The organism is Paenibacillus guangzhouensis (genome assembly GCF_009363075.1).
GTDB classification, from domain to species: domain Bacteria; phylum Bacillota; class Bacilli; order Paenibacillales; family Paenibacillaceae; genus Paenibacillus_K; species Paenibacillus_K guangzhouensis.
Window position 1 is genome coordinate 3,104,657 of sequence record NZ_CP045293.1, and the last position, 18,395, is coordinate 3,123,051.

Genomic DNA, 18,395 nt, shown 5'->3' on the forward strand with positions numbered 1-18,395 from the left:
TATAACGTATATATATTACATGGAACCATGGAACGTACGGTTGATAACGTCCATTTGTTGTTCTTTTGTGAGCTTGATGAAGTTAACTGCGTAGCCCGATACACGAATCGTAAGCTGCGGATAGTTCTCTGGATGTTCCATCGCATCTAACAGTTGCTCACGAGCAAATACGTTCACGTTCAAGTGATGCGCGCCGCTGCCGAAGTAGCCGTCCATCATCGAAGTCAAGTTCGTTTTGCGTGTTTCTTCATCTTTACCCAGTGCTTTCGGCACGATCGAGAACGTGTTGGAAATACCATCTAAGCTATGCTCATACGGCAGTTTCGCTACGGAACTTAGGGAAGCAAGAGCACCCTTTTTATCACGTCCGTGCATTGGGTTCGCACCTGGAGCAAATGGCTCGCCAGCTTTACGTCCGTCAGGTGTTGTACCTGTTTTCTTACCGTATACAACGTTCGAAGTGATTGTAAGAACGGATTGTGTTGGCAAGGAATTACGATATGTTTGGTGCTTACGAATCATGCCCATGAATGTCTCGACAAGCTCGACTGCGATGGCGTCAACACGATCATCGTTGTTACCGTAGTTCGGGAATTCGCCTTCCACTTCAAAGTCAACAGCAATGCCGTTTTCGTTGCGGATTGGACGAACTTTCGCGTATTTAATCGCACTGAGGGAATCGGCAACAACCGACAATCCTGCGATACCGCAAGCCATTGTGCGAAGAATGTCTTTATCATGAAGCGCCATCTCAATACGCTCGTAAGAGTATTTATCATGCATAAAGTGGATGACATTGAGTGTGTTCACATACAGCTTCGCAAGCCATTCCATCACATTGTGATAACGTTTCATAACTTCATTGTAATCCAATACGTCTGAAGTGATGCGCGGGAATTCTGGGGAAACTTGTGCGCCAGATTTCTCGTCTACACCGCCATTGATCGCATAGAGCAATGCTTTGGCAAGGTTGGCACGAGCGCCGAAAAATTGCATTTGTTTACCGATACGCATCGCGGATACGCAGCATGCGATACCGTAGTCGTCGCCGAAGTATGGACGCATCAGATCGTCATTTTCATACTGGATGGAACTTGTCTCAATCGACGCTTTTGCACAATATTTTTTGAAGCCTTCAGGCAATTTAGTCGACCATAGTACCGTTAAGTTCGGTTCTGGTGCAGGACCTAGGTTGTACAAGGTATGCAAGAAACGGAAGCTGTTGCGCGTTACGCGTGTCTCGCCATTGACGCCCATACCACCGATGGATTCTGTTACCCACGTTGGGTCACCACTGAACAATTCATTGTAGTCTGGTGTACGCAAGAATTTAACGATACGCAATTTCATAACGAAATGGTCAACAAGTTCTTGTGCTTGTTCTTCAGTCAATGTGCCTTCTTGAAGATCGCGCTCAACATAAATGTCGAGGAAGGATGACGTGCGTCCTAAGGACATCGCTGCACCATTTTGTTCTTTAATTGCTGCAAGGTATCCGAAGTACAGCCATTGGAACGCTTCTTTCGCATTGGATGCAGGCTTCGAGATATCGAATCCATGCATTTCACCCATTTTCTTCAGCTCGCCTAATGCGCGAATTTGTTCGGAGATTTCTTCACGATCACGGATAACTTCCGGTGTCATGGAATCAAGCTCCAGATTCTTGAGATCTTGTTGTTTTTGCTTAATCAAGAAGTCTACACCGTATAATGCTACGCGGCGGTAGTCACCGATAATACGGCCACGACCATAAGCATCTGGAAGACCTGTAATGATACCCGCTTTACGCGCTGCTCTCATCTCGGATGTATAAGCATCGAATACACCTTGGTTATGTGTCTTACGAATATCTGTGAACATGTGAATGATCTCTTGCGGCAATTCGAAGCCGTATGCTTTACAAGCATCGATCATCATTTTGATACCGCCAAATGGTTGAATCGAACGTTTGAAAGGCTCATCCGTCTGAAGACCAACGATTTGCTCTTTATCTTTATCTAAATAACCAGGGCCATGGGATACGATTGTTGATGGATGATTCACATCCACATCCAGGACGCCGCCATTCGTGATTTCTTTTTTCGTTAGTTCGGATACGATCTTCCAAAGGGCCGTTGTATTCTCTGTAGGGCCTGCCAAGAAAGCTTCGTCACCAAGGTAAGGCGTAATGTTCAATCCGATAAAGTTATTTACGTTTACCTCTCTGCTCCATTTACCGTCTTTAAATCCACGCCATCCATTCTGTTTGTCCATAACTTCTCTTTCGATCACCGACATCGAAATCCCTCCGTTATTTCTATTTTCGCCACTCTTCAGAGCAGCTGGTCATACTTTGTAACTTTTTTCACTATCTCGTTACATCCTTATTCTAGCTCATTTATTGCAATAGAGGTGTGACATCCATCACACCTCTACGCATCCAATTCCTACATCTGTCGAAATCGTTAAAGTTTATTCAAATTTACCGTAGAAGGCGTTGCGATAAACGTCGGCAAGTTCGGTGACGAGCGGCAATTTCGGGTTAGCCGTTGTACATTGATCCTCAAATGCACGATCTGCCAAGTAATCTACGCGGGATTCGAAGTCCTTCGGATCAAAGCCAAGCGCTTGGAACGACTCCGGAATACCTAATTTTTTGTTCATATCACGAATCGCGTTAACCAAGCTGTTGACGCCCTCTTCGGTCGTCTTCGCTGGCAATCCTAGGATACGCGCAATTTCAGCGTAGCGCTCGTCAGCCACGAAATGATTATATTTCGGGAACGAAGAGAACTTCGTCGGTTTCTTCGCATTGTAACGAATGACGTGCGGCATCAAGATCGCATTGGTACGTCCGTGTGCTGTGTGATATTGGCCGCCCCATTTATGCGCCAAGCTGTGGTTGATGCCTAAGAAGGCATTCGCGAAGGCCATCCCTGCAATCGTGGATGCATTATGCATTTTCTCACGCGCAATTGGGCATGCTTCATTCGCAGACTTCTCTAGATATTGGAAGACAAGCTGGATCGCTTTGATTGCAAGACCATCCGTATAATCGTTCGCCATAACCGATACATAAGCTTCGATCGCGTGCGTTAATACGTCCATGCCTGTATCCGCAACAGCTACGCGCGGCAAGGAGTATACGAATTCCGGATCGACGATCGCTACGTCTGGCGTTAGCTCATAATCAGCAAGTGGGTACTTCGTATTGCCTTTATCTTTATCCGTAATAACCGCGAACGATGTTACCTCCGAACCCGTACCGGATGTCGTAGGAATTGCAACGAATTTCGCTTTTTTGCCCAGACGAGGGTATTTGTAAATCCGTTTACGGATATCCATGAACTTCTGCTTCAAATCGTTGAAATCGGTGTCTGGATATTCGTAGAATAACCACATGCCTTTCGCGGCATCCATCGGTGAACCACCGCCGAGCGCGATAATGCAATCCGGTTGGAAGCTGTTCATGAGCTTCGTACCACGTTCAACCGTTGTTGTCGATGGATCTGGTTCCACATCCGAGAAGATTTCGATCGCAACCGGCGTTTGACGTTTACGCAAGTAATGTTCCACTTTGTCAACATAACCGAGCTTCACCATCATTGGGTCAGTTACGATTAAGACGCGGCTGATATCCGGCATTTTTTCCAAGTATTGCGTACTTCCTTTTTCGAAATAAATTTTATTTGGAACTTTGAACCATTGCATATTCACAGTACGATGCGCCACCCTTTTCACGTTGATGAGATTGACTGCCGTAACGTTCGAGGATGTCGAGTTACGTCCATACGATCCGCAACCTAGCGTGAGTGAAGGCAAGTTGGTATTATAAATATCTCCGATCGCACCGTGCGTCGAAGGGGAGTTCACGATAATCCGGCCTGTCTGCAGACGATCCGCGAAGCGAGCGATAACATCTTGGTCGTTCGAATGAATCGCCGACGAGTGACCCATACCGCCAAAGGCAACCACTTCTGCTGCACGATCGATACCTGCTTGAGCATCTTTCACTTTGTAGCAAGCAAGAACGGGACTTAATTTCTCAGCTGACAATGGGTATTGCGGACCAACGCCTTCCAGTTCAGCGACGAGCATTTTCGTACCTTCCGGAACTTTAATGCCTGCCATTTCAGCGATTTTCGTTGCTGGTTGACCTACGATCACTGGGTTCACCGCGCAAGTATCGCCTTTCATCGCGCTGCCAGTCAATTTCGCAGTTTCTTCTTTTGTTAAGAAGTAGCACCCGTTATCTGTCATCGCTTTTTTAACTTTATTGTAGATCGGCTCTTCAATGATCACCGCTTGTTCGGAAGCACAGATCATGCCGTTGTCAAATGTTTTGGATAGAATAAGATCCGTTACCGCTTGTTCAATGTTCGCTGTCTTCTCAATGAATGCCGGCACGTTACCCGGTCCAACGCCAAGAGCTGGTTTACCGCAGCTGTATGCCGCTTTGACCATACCGGATCCGCCTGTCGCTAAGATGAGCGCCACATCAGGATGATGCATCAGGGAATCGGTTGCTTCCATCGAAGGGAACTCAATCCATTGAATGCAATTTTCCGGTGCGCCATGTGCGATTGCTGCATCGCGTAGAATGCGTGCCGCCTCCACACTACATTTCTGTGCGGATGGATGGAATCCGAAAATAATCGGGTTGCGAGTCTTGATGGAAATAAGTGCTTTGAACATTGTAGTCGATGTTGGATTCGTTACTGGCGTAATCCCCATTACGATCCCGACTGGTTCAGCGATCTTCTGGAAGTTCTCGAAGGAATTGTCTTCGATCACACCAACGGTTTTATCATATTTAATGCTGTGGTAGATGTACTCGGTCGCAAAAATGTTCTTCGTAATTTTATCTTCATATACACCACGACCTGTTTCTTCAACAGCCATTTTCGCGAGTGCCATGTGCTTGTCGAGTCCTGCGAGCGCCATCGCCTGAACGATATTATCGATTTGTTCTTGATTGAATCCCATAAATTCATTCAATGCTGATTTTGCGTTCTTTACAAGGGAGTTGATATGTTCTTGCACAGTAGGTACAGTTTTTTCGGCTTTTGATGTTTCTGTTTTCATTGCCATTTTCTCCATCCTCCATTTTAGCCCATTATTTGGCACTTCGAGATACCACCATTTTAAAATAATGTTCTCGAAATTTCTACTTTTTTCTTACGTTTGCCTTACAACTTGATCATACCGTATTGTTCCCGGAATATCTACGTGAAATCATTCACAAAGTGTGAACATATTGTGAAACAATTCACATGAGTGTTTCTTTCCTTGTCCCTTTCTTCATCGTCAGTGATTTTTTCCACAAATGTTTACTGAATATTCAAAATTACATAAAAATTAACGCTATTATGTGATCAAAAACGTGTTAAAATAAGTTTGTGAAGAAATGCACATCCTATTTTTTAACAACACAAAAAGTGAATATCCAGAGGAGGGAAATGATATGACACTTCTATCTCCAACCGATCTAGAAAGAACAGGCAACACTAGCGTATTCTCAGACACCAACTTCAATCGGTTATCTGTCGTCATGAAAGAACGAATTTTTCCGGAGGGATCCCATTTATTCTGGGAGGGCGATCCGACTGATAAATTGTTCTACATTAGCAAAGGCCGCGTTAAAATAACCAAATCGACAGATGAGGGCAAAGAGCTAATTATGTATATGTACCAAGCTGGGGACTTAGTCGGGAATGTAGACCCATTCAACCAAGGCAAACACAGCTTCACGGCAGAAGTCATGGAAGAGACTGAGATTGGTATTATCGAGCAGAAGGATCTTGAGCTTCTACTCTGTCAGCACTGCGACTTCTCCATTGAGTTCATGAAATGGATGGGACAGCATCATCGCCTGACACAGACGAAATTCCGTGACTTAATGCTCTATGGGAAGCCAGGTGCATTATGCTCCACATTGATTCGACTCAGCAACTCGTATGGTGAACCTCACGGTGAGCACATTCTAATTAACAAGAAAGTTACACATACGGACTTATCCAATATGATCGGTGCGACCCGTGAGAGCGTAAACCGCATGCTCAGCGACTTACGCAAGAAGGATGCCATTGAATACGAAGGCGGACTCATCGTTATTAAAGACATTAAGCAGCTGCAAGAAATTTGCCATTGCGAGAAATGTCCATTGTCCATCTGCCGCATCTAAAAATAAAGACCGCCTAGCATCACATGTAGGTGGTCTTTATTTTGTCTTATATTCAAATGTAAATCTTGCACCGCCTTGAGGAGATTCCAGACATTCGACCTTCGTCTGTAGTTTATCTGCAATATGCTTGCATATCGCAAGCCCAATTCCAGTCATCCCCGCTTCCCCAATGTAATTCCGTTCAAATACTGATTCGCGTTCAGCAATGGGCACCCCCGGCCCGTCGTCATCAACGATCATTCGAAATCCGTTCGGCACTTGTTCGAGCGTAACAGTCACTTCCGATGCGGCATACCGTACAGCATTCTGCAGATAATTCATGATCAACTGAAAAATTTGCTCCGCGGGTACAACATGCTCTATGGATGCAATCTGCAATTCGATCTTCACTTGGCGTTCAGCTGCCACGGGTCCGAGGAGCTGTACAGCTTGCTCTACTAGCTCGCTCACATCTACCTGCGTCATCTTCCACGCTTCATCTAACGTCTCGAGTCTCGTAAGCTGCAGGAGCTTATCGACCAACTGAATCAGACGCTTCGATTCCTTCGATACAACATCTACCCCTTTCTCAACCGAGACAACCTGATCCTTGATCGCCTCTGCGTAGCCTTGAATAGACATTAATGGCGTTCGCAATTCATGCGATATATTTTGAAGAAATTCCGTCTGCTGTTGATGATGCCTACCAATACGCTCGGACATGGACTGAAACGTATCCATCAATTGCCCAATTTCTGTATGATCACCCTTCGGTAATCGAACGCGTCGATACGAGGGGTCAAATCGGCTAACAGCCTCTTTCAGCTTCATCAGCGGCCTTGTTGTATTCCATACAAGCCACAACCCAACCACAAAAATCACGACAAAGCTTATAATAACGGACCGAATCGAGAGATGGAGGATACGATCGGACACTTGATTTAAGATATCCATCGGCGTATAGATCACAATACGCAGGCCATTCTTCAGATTCTGATGGGTATACATCATTTTCTCTTGATTCAGTTCGAAGAAGTGGTCACGTTTGTTCATAGAAATATGTGCACTTCGTCCAATCATTTCATCATCGCCTGCTGCAATAATCTTATCTGCTTTATCCAGAATAAAGAAATCGGCGTAATACATCCGATCCCGGAAGCGAAGCTCTAGATCATCCGAACTCAAATCTTCCGGATCACCGCCTTCAATGATTTGAATCCCTTTCTCCATCTGAATCCGCAATTGATTCCGCGCTTGGTCCATTAACATCCCGTCGATGAGCCGATCCACCATATAGACCGTCGTCGATACAGAGAAAACCATCACTATAATCAGCGCAATAAAAATACGTCCTCGTATCGTACGCATCAGGTTCTCACAGTCCCTTTGTAGCCAAAGCCCCACAACGTGTCAATATGGAAGATTGCACCCGCATCGCCAAGCTTCTTGCGGAGCCGCTTGACCAAATCGTCAACGACACGGACTTCACCCATAAAATCATATTTCCAGACTTGCTGGATCAACTGCTCCCGACTAAAGGGACGTTCCATATGATTCACGAGGAAGATCAGCAAATCGTATTCACGGGAGGTAAAGGAGATTTCCGTACCATCAACTTCAACATGGCGCAGCTCGTCGCTGATTCTCATATTGCCTACCGTCAGGTACTTTTCCGGTAAGGATGTCGCTGCATCATCCCTATGCTTATACATTTGTACGAGCCGCAGCATCCCTTTCACACGGCCAACAAGCTCGCGTGGATGAAACGGCTTGCGCAGGAAATCATTGCAGCCAAGCTCTAGGCCAATGATGCGATCCTCTTCTTCTCCGCGCGCTGATATCATGATAATCGGCATCTCCGTAAACGTTCGTATGGTGGTTAGCAGAGACAATCCATTGATGCCTGGCATCATAATATCGAGGATCAGACAGTCCGGTCCCTCGGAGCGAATGCGATTCACGAGTTCATGCCCATCAGGGAACGACGTCACGCGAAACCCATCTTTTCGTAAATACCCTGATATAAGCTCTAAAATATTCGGATCGTCATCAACGACAAATATATGAGACATTGCACGTTTCCTCCCCTCTCCTACCCACTAAATACATGCTTAGATACTACAAAAGGCAGGAAGACCTCCGTCCTCCCGCCTCACGTGTTTATTTCTTACTCACGGTGTTTGTTGCTTTTACAGCTTTTGTTACTTTCTCTTTTTTCTTAGCATGGTGCAGTTTTTTATGTTTTTTTGGATGCTTTTTGATTTTTGCCGTTTTATGTTTTGCCTTTACAGCTTTCTTAACAACTTTCACGGTTTTCGCTTTTTCTGCTGCTGGTTTGGATACTTTCGTCTTTACAACTTTTGCAACTGCTGTTTTGGACGGTACTTTTGCTTTCGTTGTTACTTTTGTTGTTACCTTTGCAGCAGCTTTCGCATCTGCTTTCTTCGCCGTTGTTGTTGCATCCGCAGCAAATGCTGCTGTTCCTGCACTAACCACCATCAGCGCTGCTGTTAATAAAGTGACAACCGTTTTTTTCAAATTCATCATTGGGTAATCTCCTCTCAATTGGGTATGACCTTATATTAGCGCCCAATTGTGAGAGGATTTTCGAATAATGATGTGAAAAGTATATGAAAATCCATATTATTTATTTGGCTTTCACTTTTGCTCGGATCGTGGATTCTTTCACCACAATCTCGAGAATATCATCTTCCTTAATGATCATATCCATTCTTTTCTCACTTGTCAGCGCATCACCATTGAGGAGAATTCCCCAGTGAAGCCGTGAGTCCAAGGCAACTTCATTCACCGATACGATATCCTTACCATCTGCTGTTAATTTGATGACCCCGCTGCCTTCCAGCAGCTGTCTTAGTGTAATACCTTCTTTATACTTACTTAGAACGGAATTCGTAAGATTCGGAACAATATTCCCACCATTAATTCCAATCGCGATGGTAGGAACAGTCTTCGCCTGCGTACTCATTTGTACTGAGGCTTGGGAATCGAGATGATCTGTTGTAGAACACGATATGATGAACAAACTTAACATCAAAACGTATATTCCGAGGACTATTTTCTTTGAATTCATCGTCGACACTCTCTTTCCGCACATAATCTAACCACTCTATTATGATACAGTTTGTACGAAAAAGGGTATCAAAGCGATTACAAAATGATTTTTCTCATCCAAAAGTCCTGACTTATAGGAATTTACACCCATTTAGACTTCTGTAAACGTAATGCATTTAGTACAACAGATACAGAACTTAGCGCCATCGCAGCCCCTACAATCCAAGGTTCTAGCAAGCCAAAGGCAGCGATCGGGATCGCAATCGTATTATATACGAGCGCTAAGAACAAATTTAGTTTCATATTATTCATCGTCTTGTTACTAATTTGTATAGCATCCGCGATTGAATTTAAGTCTTCTCGCATAATGGTGACATCCCCTGCATCCATCGCCACATCCAAGCTCGGACCGATCGATATTCCGATATCCGCGACAGCTAGTGCAGCTGCATTGTTGGAAACGTCGCCTACCATCGCGACTTGATGGCCATCTGTCTGTAAAGTTCGGATTGCCTCCGCTTTCTCATCGGGATGCACTTCAGCAAGAACATGAACGATCCCAACCTCATGCGCAATAGAGTTCGCCGTACGACGGTGATCTCCTGTCATGAGCACGACTTCAATGCCCATCTGCTTCAATCGTGCAATGGCAGAGGCCGTCGTTTCTTTCACGTCATCCGATACCATCAGTGAACCGACATACGTCCCGTCAAGCGCTACGAGTATCGCTGTTCTGCCTGTGGATTCCAATACAGCCAGCTTAGGCTCGGCAGCACTGAATCCAATGTGGTATTGACTCAGTAATCTTCTGGTGCCAATCACAAGCTCATGACCATCGACGACAGCACGAACGCCATAACCTGCATAAGATTCAATATCTTCTATGGTTATCGCATTATGAACGAGATTTATCCCGCGTTCCTCAATCCCCCGGACGATCGCTACAGCAATCGGATGATTAGAGTTTTGCTCTACGAGCCCAATCCACATCAACATCGTCTCCGTGTTCAATCCGCTGCTGATTTGATCAAGATGATTCTCTAGTGCAACTTCAGCGAGCTTAGGCTGCCCCTTCGTAATCGTCCCGCGTTTATCCAACACGATCGTATCCACTTCATGTGTGGACTCGAGGAACTCGGCTCCTTTGAATAGAACGCCTACCTCTGCTGCACGGCCTGAACCTACCATAATGGATGCTGGTGTCGCTAGACCAAGCGCACAAGGACAAGCAATTACCAATACAGAGATTCCCGCTTCGAGCGCAGCCGCAAGATCCCCAGCTTGGAATACCATATACCATAATCCAAACGTGATGATTGCAATCACAACCACAATCGGAACAAACACACTCGCAACAGAATCTGCTACACGTTGTATTGGTGCCTTGGATTGTTGCGCTTCCTCAACGACTTTAATCATTCGAGATAATACAGTCTGACCACCGATTCGATCTGCCCGTAGATAGAAGCTAGTATCCCCATTGATCGTTGCACCGAAGACTCGGTCACCGACTTGTTTGGAGACAAGGTTGTGTTCTCCCGTCAACATCGACTCATCCACGAACGAAGTCCCTTCAACGATCGTTCCATCTACAGGAATTTGTTCTTTCGGTTGAACGATCAATATATCATTCACTTGGACCTCTTGAATCGCAACCTGAACGGGCTGCCCTTCGCGCATCACTGTCGCCGTATGGGGTCTTAATCGGATTAAGGATTTCACTGCCGCCGAATTCTGGCCCTTGGCGAGCGACTCAAGCAGCTTTCCTATGAGTACCAGTGTAATCAGGAGAGCACTTGTCTCAAAATAAATGCCAGGCATATAGTGATAGTGGTTCGTCCATTTGACCATCGCGACCAGACTATAAACATAGGCAGATGTCGAACTAAGCACGACCAGCACATCGAGATTCGCAATACCGCGACGGAGTGCTTGGTATGCACCCACATAGAAGGAACGTCCAATCCAGAACTGCACAGGCGTAGCAAGAACAAATTGTACCCAAGGATTCAATAAGAACGAAGGAACATAAATTTTCGTCCCCGCGAAATGCGTGATCATTACCCATAAGAGAGGTAACGATAGAATCACAGATAATATCAAATTCTTCTGCTGCCCAGCAAGAGTATCGTGACGATTCTTCATTATTCGATTGTCTTCGAGAGCACTCGACTTCTCGAATGCATCCATATTCCGAACTTGCAATTCCTTCTTTTCCATCGTCACAACCTCATTCCATCCCGCATAACTCATTCTATTTATTTCGATTTTTCAACCGATTCATACCTTATTCCTTTATCATAACAACCCCCCACCCCCCGCGCAACATGTTTCACATTGGGAATTGTAGAAAGCTTCACTTCCACAGAGAAGCAGAGAACAAATCAAAAAAACATGCGGAGGGACATCCGCATGTTAGATGATTGCATTATGATGAATAAGTTACGAGAATACCACCTTCACCCGCGTAAGTACCGATGACCGGACCCATATTTGTAATAATGACTTTATCGAACGGGTATTTGTTCATCAGATCCTTCATGAACGCTTTTGCCCGCTCTTCGCAGTTCGAATGAGCGCAAGCAATCCATGATGTGTCGGCGTGATGCCATGTTTCGCCAACCTTTTCCATCAGATGTTTCATTGCTTTTTGGGTGCCGCGCAGCTTCTCAACGACCTCAACTGATCCTTCCTCACTCGCTTGCATCAGTAATTTGATATTGAGCACTGAAGCTACTTTGCCTTTAAGGCGGCTTAATCGTCCACCTTTAATTACATTTTCCAATGTATCTAATGTAAATAATGTATGCGAAGATTTAATAAGTCCATGAATTCGGGTAATCAATGGTTCAAAGGCCATTGTACGTCCCCACTCGGACGCGCGAATCGCGATCAAGCCAAGACCCATGGATGTCGTCTTCACATCAATGACTTCTAATTCACCGGTGAAGCCTTCATCTCGATACATCTCTTTCGCCATTAATGCATGTTGATACGTACTACTCAAGACGGAAGATAACGTCAATACAAGAATGGGTTGCTCCGGATCCGCCGCCTTAAATTGAGTTAGGAACTCCATCGGCGAAGGACTCGATGTCTTCGGAAGCTCTTCGGACGCTTGCATCTTCGTATAGAACAATTCCGAGTCCATATTGGATTTGAACTGCTCATGACCAAATTGAACGCATAGCGGTACTAATGAGATGTTGTACTGTTCTGAGAGCTCCTGTGTAAGATCTGAGCTGCCATCTGTAATGATTTTGATAGTCATAGATTCGTGATTCTCTCCCGTCATCATGATGTTACTACGTATCCGTATCATTATACTGACATCATGACTCGAGTTCAATACTAGGTATTTTCCTATTGTCGTATTTTCATAGCTTTTAAGATTTCAAAACATCGTGGTCCACATAACGCTCACCGTTTAATGCGCTGATGATGTTAATCGCTACTTTGGCACCGTCACCGGCTGTAATAATGGTGTGAACGCTTGTGCCTGCAACGGTACCCGCCGCCCAAATGTTCGATAGATTCGTACGTCCATCGTTATCAACTGCGATCACAGTCTTAATACGCGGTTCCCGGCCTTCTTTTAACTCAAGCCCGATATGATTCGCAAGATCTGTCAGTGCGCCAGTTGCGAGCAGAACATGCTTACCCGTATAGTCGCCACCTTCGGTATGTACGATAATCCCCTCTTCCGCTTTGGTCACGTTCGTCACTTTCGCTTCCACATATTCCGCGCCAAAGCTTGCAGCTTGCTCTAAACCTTGGGCAATGAGATCTGGTCCTGCGATTTCTTTGATACCGTAATGGTTCAGCATCCATGCACGTTTGGTTATACTCTGATTGCTATCCAGAATCAATGTAGATTTACCTGCTTTTGCAGCGAAAATCGCTGCGCTTCCGCCTGCCGTACCGCCGCCAATAATAATTACATCATACATTTCCATCTCTCCCTTATCGAAATATGTTCCTTAAACAACCTAATTATACTTTTTTTCCGAGCGGGTTACTAGCTCTTATGACTTTTGGATGAATGGTTCAAAGGTAACCTCGTGCCGCAGAATCGAGTATAACTTAACACTCTCGAACTGCCCCCGAATGAAGAGCTGCTCACGAATTACGCCTTCGTAGGTCATGCCGAGCTTCTGCATCACCCGCTCCGATCCAGTATTAGCCAAGTTGCAACGCGCCTCCAGCCGATTCAGATCCATCTTCTGAAATCCGAATTGCAGTACTGCGTTCGCTGCCTCGCTCATCAATCCTTGATTCCAAAAGTCTGCCGACAAGGCATACCCGATCTCTGCGCGTTGGTGTTCCGGTGCCCAATAGACGAATCCGCAGGTGCCAATAAACTTGCCGCTCGATTTATGTTCGATTCCCCAATTCGTCACCTGACCGTCCCGATAACGTTGCTCAATTGCGTCAAGGAATAATTCTGAATCACGCAGCGTTCGATGGGTGTTCCACATGGTATAGCGCGTTACTTCAGGATTGGAGGCATACGCGAATAAATCCCGAGCATCGCTTCTCCGCATCTTACGCAGGACCAGATGATCTGTCTCGATCCGCGGCAAATGTCTGAATAGCTCTTCAACGTTCAGTATCATCAGCCGCACCCCCGCTTGTTACTTGCTCTCTAGTGCGAGCTATACCTTCAATGTGCTGAATCAATTGATCGAGTGGCTTCTCGGCCATTGACTTTAACCTCACGTCCTGAATCGTGAACGATAACCGATGGGTTAGCGCATTGGGAACCGCAACGCCATACAGCCCTGCGGCTTTGGCAGCGGTGAGGCCATTCACAGAATCCTCAAAAGCAATAGCTTCATGCCCCTGAACCCCTAGCTTCTTGAGTGCTAGGAGATACAAGGCAGGATCGGGCTTGACTTGTTCGACGTCATCGGCTGTACAGATACATTCATACCAATCGTAAATCTCATACTTCTTCAAATAATGCTCAATCCAGCTGCGAGGGGAACTCGATGCCAGCCCAATCTTAAGCCCCGCACGCTTCGCATATGACAAATAGTCCAAGATCCCTTCGCGGAGTTCTTGCTTCTCCATTTTGGATAAAAAAACGGTACGCACTTCGGTTCTTAGCTCCTGTTCGCATGATTGACCTTGCAGCTGATCTTCCAAATACAGATAAGGATTGAAAGCTTCATGACTAGCTCCGATCGCACTTGTGAACAACTCTTCCGGAAATGGAATGCCATACTTCGCAAACACCTGCTGAAGCGCTTCGTACCACGGGGTTTCCGTATCCAAAGTTAATCCATCAAAATCAAACACCACTGCCTTAATCAATGACTTCCCCTCCATCCATCATCTATCGGTCTTCTAGCGGTAAACACATATAATCTTCATCCCAATATTGGTCATTCCACCGCATTGCGCGTTCTTCACGGCCATACATGCGGAACCCGACTTCCTCATAAAGACGTCTTGCCGTCTGATTCGATCTCACAATTGTTAAGGTTAATAGCTCAAGTCCAGCCAGCGTCCTTGCACGCGCAATGGCTTGCTGCAGTAAGGTTCTTCCTATCCCTTGACCTTGCTCGGAAGGTGTCACGTACATGCCCCAGAGTACGCCTTTATGCCGGAACTTCACGCCGGACTCTCGATAAAATCCAATGACGCCGACCAATTCCTGCGCTTCTGTCCACGCCCCCAACACGAATCGATCCTTGGTGCTCACGATTTTCGATCGCATTTTTTCCATGGGATTGCGCATCGCCTCTGCCAGACTCTCACCAAAATACTCGGGATAGAGCCTTAAGCCTTCAAGTCGCAACTCTGTAAATGCATCAACGTCTGTCTTCAGGAGCTGACGGATATGAATCGTCTTCGATTCGATATCCTCTTCACTCGCATGGGTGATCACTTCTAATTGGGGCCACAGGTAACGCCAGTTTTTCGACTCAATGCGATGTAAAAAATAGTCCACACTCTCAAAATAAGGCCCACGCCGCACCTTCATTTCAAATAAATCATCCAGACCGTGAGGGGCGATAACTTCAATCCGATCTTGTTCAGTGACACGAACCGCAACAGCCGTAGCCGTCTCGGGCCACCGAAGCATCGCGTCAGAGATCGAATGATATGGCGTGTGATGATTACGAATGTGCATACGCGCTTGGTTCTTCACGGACCATTCATATTGGGGCATTTGCTTGATGAGCTCCCTCTCGAATGATCGATCTCGTTCCTCTTCCATTGATCGCGCATCATAATAAATCACATCGACGTCATTGAGCGGTGTGCGTGTGCGGCATTCATGAAGGCGATCCCAGACATAATTGCGTATGAAACCCGCCGCAATCGCGCCTTCATTCAGTCTGAGAGTCTTAACAAGTCGCAGCGCATCCATGATCTCCTGATCCTGCGATATCCAATGTATCAGCTGTTTCTCCCATTTCAATCCCCTTCACCGCCTCTGCCTGTCAAGTGCATCTATTATAATCCATATTGGAAATCAAATGTGTATAGATTTGGAAAAAAAGACAGTTTTCTTGGAAGTGTCAAACTCCAGAAAACTGCCTTTATGACGCTCATATCGAATGAAATCCTTAAATTCTTGCCTTCACCTGTTGTATAAGAAAAGCCGTATCTGATACAGTCATGATACGGGGATATTTACCCTATATTCACAAATCAGTACATGCACATCTTAAACACCAGTCCAATTGCGTCGCAGAACGATTCCCAAGCATGCATGGTTCATCCAAACCTGATGCAGGAGGTTAGAACAATGAAAATGTTTGCTTCCAAGCTTCGCGTATCTCTTGTTGTGTTGGTGTCCATCTGTCTGCTCGGTACCCAATCTTCGCTCGCCCAGGACCATCAACTGGTCGGTCGCAAATTATAATTCTAGGACCAGCCCATACGTTCTCGCAAAGTCGTAATATGGGCGGTGTGATGCTTGCCATGCCATGCATAGATGCCTAAGTTCGTCGCAAGCTTCACCTCGCCCGAATCCGGATGAACGAAAGACTTATCCCACTGCTCTGTCTCCAGACTGCGAATCAACATCACCCAGCGGTGATGAAGCATCTCTAGGAGCTTAAGCGATACCTCCACGGGTGCATGCCGCGCATCGTTAAGCTCAGCCCATGCTCCTTCCTCATAGGGCTTGATGGTAGGCAGCTCTTCTGTGAGAGCTAGCTTAAACCGAATGTAACTGTTCATATGACTATCCGCCACATGATGGACAACTTGCCGAACAGTCCATCCTTCAGGGCGGTACGGGGTATCTAATTGATCCTCCGATAGCCCGGCCACAGCTTCACTTAGTCGAGCAGGCAGATCTTCAAGATCTCGTATCCATGCCTCACGTAGTTCCCCTGAAATCTCTCCTGTATGCTGAAATTTACCAATCGGAAACCTAAGCTCCTCCATGTTTATCCCCCTGATCGACTATTCCTCATCAACGATATATTCACAACGGAAACGCTCAACGCCTGGGTATTTCTCACCAAGGCTGAATACAGTAAACCCGATGTTACGATAGAAATCCGCTGCTTCCTCATCCGTCTCCGCAACGATCGACTTTGGATTCATGAGTCCGATTAGCTCAAGCATCATCTCGCGTCCGTGCCCCTGTTCCCGGTTCTCTGGCCGAACCGCAATATGCTGCAAGATCAGATTCTGATCCCCATCCATTGTAAATCCGACAATACCAATGACCTCATCCTCTTCGATTGCCCCATATAATTGCATCTGCTCCTCGTGCTGATAACGTCCGACGGCCTGCTCTATGCGCTCAGGATCAGGAAATACGGAATAACCAATCAATTCACGAATTTCTTCCTCACCCAGACGATGCTTGATTTGTTCTAACATGATCTTTCACTCCAATGTATATAGATTACGAAACTTCTTCGAACTCCCATTATATACGATCACGGGATCTGTTAAAATATAAACGATAAGACCTACATACGGAGGCAAAACATGAACCCTATTGGAACTATACAATCGCTCTTTCGATATCCTGTCAAATCGATGCGCGGCGAGCAGATCACTTCGACGCAAGTCGAACCCTACGGATTCTATGGCGATCGTAGTCACGCATTCATAGATCCGGCCAAAACCGGCTGGTCCCGCTTCATCACGGCTCGCAAATATCCCCAAATGCTAAGCTACCAAGCAGCCCTGGGGCAAGACGGCTCCGACGATTCATTCCCAAGCCTAACGATTACGAATGATCATAACGAGACATTTACATGGGATGAAGGATTCTTGCAGCATATGCGCGGGCAAATCCGCGAGGACATTACGATGGAACAACATCTCCCGAATAGTCCTACACTCCTCGCTGTTGATGCTTCTAGCATTTTGCTCGTTACTGAAGCGTCGATAAGACAATTGGAACAATTGTGGGGTAAGCCAGTAGATCCTCGCCGATTCCGCCCGAATATCGTTGTTCAGACACCCGACAACACACCCTTCATCGAGACCGACTGGATTGGTCAACAAATTCAGATTGGGGAGGGGGAAGATGCCGTACGTTTACAGATCGATGAGCCCTGTGAACGCTGTGTGCTGATTACAATCGATCCCGATACGTATCAGCGTGACCCTTCCCTGCTCAAAACCTTGCATCAGGAACGTCAAGCATTCTTCGGCGTCTATGCTTCCGTCGTGAAGACGGGAAGGATTCGGCAAGATGACCTCTTGCAGATTACAAATCAATAGTGCTTGAAATATAAATCGTACGTGTAGAAATGTTCGTCGCGTATATAACCGAGTGATTCGTAGAGGCGTTGGGCTGTCTGATTGTCGTATGCTGTTGACAAGGTCAACCCTTTGGCGCCTGATTCCTGAGCGTAGCATTTCGCCCGGTCCATAAGACCGCGCCCAACACTCTGCTTCCTTGCTTCGGGAGTAACGTACAGATCATTCAAGATCCACAATCGCTGCATCGAGACTGATGAGAATGATGGATATAACTGAACAAATCCAAGCCCCGTGCCCTCCTCAGGCGATGCATACGCAATGAATACGATAGACTCCTTCTGAGAGATTCGATCCTTCAGAAAGGCTGCCGCGCCTTCTAAATCTGAAGACTGACCGTAGAACATGCGGTATTGATTAAATAAAGGCGCTAATGCAGGTACATCCTCGACCACCGCTTGTTTGATCCATATGGAATTCTCCATGTTAATTGCCT

The 18,395-nt window shown here is 46.1% G+C and carries 17 protein-coding genes; 2 read left to right on the forward strand and 15 right to left on the reverse strand.

Annotation, left to right across the window (positions count from 1 at the left end):
• Positions 1–15 precede the first annotated feature (15 nt).
• Positions 16–2,277, reverse strand: a complete 2,262-nt coding sequence (pflB, locus tag GCU39_RS14020) for a formate C-acetyltransferase (RefSeq protein ID WP_152394092.1) — start codon at positions 2,275–2,277, stop codon at positions 16–18.
• Between the two features lie 174 nt (positions 2,278–2,451).
• Positions 2,452–5,070 carry a bifunctional acetaldehyde-CoA/alcohol dehydrogenase gene (gene adhE / locus GCU39_RS14025; RefSeq protein WP_152394093.1) on the reverse strand — a complete coding sequence of 873 codons (2,619 nt, stop codon included), beginning with the start codon at positions 5,068–5,070 and terminating at the stop codon, positions 2,452–2,454.
• A 373-nt stretch (positions 5,071–5,443) separates the two neighbouring features.
• Here adhE and GCU39_RS14030 point away from each other — a divergent pair, with 373 nt between their 5' ends.
• Positions 5,444–6,163 (forward strand): Crp/Fnr family transcriptional regulator, encoded by a 720-nt coding sequence (locus GCU39_RS14030; RefSeq protein ID WP_152394094.1) that lies wholly within the window; start codon positions 5,444–5,446, stop codon positions 6,161–6,163.
• 36 nt (positions 6,164–6,199) lie between these two features.
• Here the strand turns inward: GCU39_RS14030 and GCU39_RS14035 are convergent, their stop codons facing one another.
• From GCU39_RS14035 to GCU39_RS14090, 12 genes are all read right to left on the reverse strand, one after another.
• Positions 6,200–7,510: a sensor histidine kinase gene (locus GCU39_RS14035; protein ID WP_152394095.1), complete on the reverse strand. Its 1,311-nt coding sequence runs from the start codon at positions 7,508–7,510 to the stop codon at positions 6,200–6,202.
• Positions 7,510–8,214: a response regulator transcription factor gene (locus tag GCU39_RS14040; protein ID WP_152394096.1), complete on the reverse strand. Its 705-nt coding sequence runs from the start codon at positions 8,212–8,214 to the stop codon at positions 7,510–7,512. The genes GCU39_RS14035 and GCU39_RS14040 overlap by 1 nt, the downstream gene beginning before the upstream one ends.
• 88 nt (positions 8,215–8,302) lie before the next feature.
• Positions 8,303–8,689 (reverse strand): hypothetical protein, encoded by a 387-nt coding sequence (locus GCU39_RS14045; protein ID WP_152394097.1) that lies wholly within the window; start codon positions 8,687–8,689, stop codon positions 8,303–8,305.
• Positions 8,690–8,789: 100 nt separating this feature from the next.
• On the reverse strand, positions 8,790–9,128 hold the full coding sequence (locus GCU39_RS14050; protein WP_152394098.1) for a hypothetical protein: 339 nt from the start codon (positions 9,126–9,128) through the stop codon (positions 8,790–8,792).
• Between the two features lie 227 nt (positions 9,129–9,355).
• A complete protein-coding gene (locus GCU39_RS14055; protein ID WP_152394099.1) occupies positions 9,356–11,434 on the reverse strand; it encodes a copper-translocating P-type ATPase in 2,079 nt (692 codons plus the stop codon).
• A gap of 208 nt (positions 11,435–11,642) precedes the next feature.
• Positions 11,643–12,485 (reverse strand): DegV family protein, encoded by an 843-nt coding sequence (locus GCU39_RS14060; protein WP_152394100.1) that lies wholly within the window; start codon positions 12,483–12,485, stop codon positions 11,643–11,645.
• Between the two features lie 115 nt (positions 12,486–12,600).
• A complete protein-coding gene (locus tag GCU39_RS14065; protein ID WP_152394101.1) occupies positions 12,601–13,164 on the reverse strand; it encodes an FAD-dependent oxidoreductase in 564 nt (187 codons plus the stop codon).
• A gap of 75 nt (positions 13,165–13,239) precedes the next feature.
• Positions 13,240–13,830, reverse strand: coding sequence for a GNAT family N-acetyltransferase (locus GCU39_RS14070; protein ID WP_227793570.1), 591 nt, complete (start codon positions 13,828–13,830; stop codon positions 13,240–13,242).
• Positions 13,814–14,530: an HAD family hydrolase gene (locus tag GCU39_RS14075; protein WP_152394102.1), complete on the reverse strand. Its 717-nt coding sequence runs from the start codon at positions 14,528–14,530 to the stop codon at positions 13,814–13,816. Before GCU39_RS14075 ends, GCU39_RS14070 begins: the two co-directional genes overlap by 17 nt.
• Before the next feature lie 22 nt (positions 14,531–14,552).
• A complete protein-coding gene (locus GCU39_RS14080; protein ID WP_152394103.1) occupies positions 14,553–15,644 on the reverse strand; it encodes a nucleotidyltransferase family protein in 1,092 nt (363 codons plus the stop codon).
• Positions 15,645–16,093: 449 nt separating this feature from the next.
• Complete coding sequence (locus GCU39_RS14085; RefSeq protein WP_152394104.1) at positions 16,094–16,621, reverse strand: YfiT family bacillithiol transferase; 528 nt, start codon at positions 16,619–16,621, stop codon at positions 16,094–16,096.
• An 18-nt stretch (positions 16,622–16,639) separates the two neighbouring features.
• Positions 16,640–17,065, reverse strand: coding sequence for a GNAT family N-acetyltransferase (locus GCU39_RS14090; RefSeq protein WP_152394105.1), 426 nt, complete (start codon positions 17,063–17,065; stop codon positions 16,640–16,642).
• A gap of 111 nt (positions 17,066–17,176) precedes the next feature.
• Here GCU39_RS14090 and GCU39_RS14095 point away from each other — a divergent pair, with 111 nt between their 5' ends.
• Positions 17,177–17,920: an MOSC domain-containing protein gene (locus tag GCU39_RS14095; protein WP_152394106.1), complete on the forward strand. Its 744-nt coding sequence runs from the start codon at positions 17,177–17,179 to the stop codon at positions 17,918–17,920.
• Here GCU39_RS14095 and GCU39_RS14100 read toward each other — a convergent pair.
• Positions 17,914–18,384 (reverse strand): GNAT family N-acetyltransferase, encoded by a 471-nt coding sequence (locus tag GCU39_RS14100; RefSeq protein WP_152394107.1) that lies wholly within the window; start codon positions 18,382–18,384, stop codon positions 17,914–17,916. The two genes, GCU39_RS14095 and GCU39_RS14100, sit on opposite strands and share 7 nt — an antisense overlap.
• Between the last annotated feature and the right edge of the window lie 11 nt (positions 18,385–18,395).